Source organism: Mesorhizobium sp. M1E.F.Ca.ET.041.01.1.1 (assembly GCF_003997355.1).
Classification (GTDB): Bacteria; Pseudomonadota; Alphaproteobacteria; order Rhizobiales; family Rhizobiaceae; genus Mesorhizobium.
In genome coordinates this window covers 1-1,017 of the sequence record NZ_RZSL01001092.1, presented here as the reverse complement: position 1 = coordinate 1,017, position 1,017 = coordinate 1, and the positions used below count along the sequence as shown (strand labels likewise).

The 1,017-nt window shown below is 60.4% G+C and carries 1 protein-coding gene and 2 pseudogenes; all 3 read left to right on the top strand.

Annotation, left to right across the window (positions count from 1 at the left end; all coding sequences use genetic code 11):
• Positions 1-145, top strand: a pseudogene (locus tag EOA38_RS37600) (acetyl-CoA C-acetyltransferase); the annotation flags it as partial.
• A pseudogene (locus EOA38_RS37595) lies at positions 142-639 on the top strand (UPF0262 family protein). The pseudogenes EOA38_RS37600 and EOA38_RS37595, both read left to right, overlap by 4 nt.
• A gap of 132 nt (positions 640-771) precedes the next feature.
• Positions 772-1,017: Glu/Leu/Phe/Val dehydrogenase dimerization domain-containing protein (locus tag EOA38_RS37590; protein ID WP_281060182.1), on the top strand; the 246-nt coding region annotated here is incomplete at its 3' end.

Below are 1,017 nucleotides of genomic sequence, written 5' to 3'. Positions count from 1 at the left end.
CCCGATCGGCGCTTCCGGCGCTCGCGTACTCAACACGCTGCTGTTCGAAATGAAGCGCCGCGGCGCCAAGAAGGGACTTGCAACTCTCTGCATCGGTGGCGGCATGGGTATTGCCATGTGCGTGGAAAGGGGGGCAGCGTCATGAGCTCCGCCGCGGCCCGTCTCTGCGACGTATCGCTCGACCGCTCGTTCGGTGGCCGGGGCGCGAGAATTGAACGGGAGCAAGCGCTCGCGGTCATCGACCTGCCTGGAGTGCAACACATTCATTCCGGTCGGCCACGACTGCGGCCCTTATCGTCTCAGGATCCCAGCGGTTGAGGGACGGCTGGCATTGCATGTCGCAGATGATCAGGGCGAGCATGTTGTCAGTCACTACTTGTCGCTCACGCCCTTCCGCCGACTGCTCAAAGACTACACCTGCATCTGCGAGAGTTACTACGACGCCATCCGCCATCCAGGCCCTGAACGGCTTGAGGCAATCGATATAGGTCGGCGTGGCGTGCACAACGAGGCTGCCGATCTGCTAAGGGCCCGGTTGTCTGAAAAGTTAACATCGACAACGACACCGCGCGCCGGCTGTTCACGCTGATCTATGCCCTGCTTGTGCGCAATGCGGACCATCGCGTTCTGCTGAGCTGAGATAGCACGGCGGCTGAACTACTCGAACGAGGAGAACCTCCAGTGAATGCAGTACCACAACGCGATGTACACCTCGGACAGACGAGCTCCGCAGGCTTTTTGGATAGCGTTGACCAGAACTTCCGGCATGCGATGACCTTCCTTGACCTGCCGGAAGGACTGTCGGAGCGGATCATGCAGTGCAACTCAACCTACACGGTACGGTTCGGCGTCAGGTTGCGCGGCCGTATGTACAGCTTCATCGGCTGGCGATCGGTCCACAGCGAACACTGCGAGCCAGTGAAGGGCGGCATTCGCTATACGTCGAATGCCGATGCTGAGGAAGTCGAGGCGCTGGCAGCGCTGATGACGCTCAAATGCTCGCTGGTCGATGTTCCC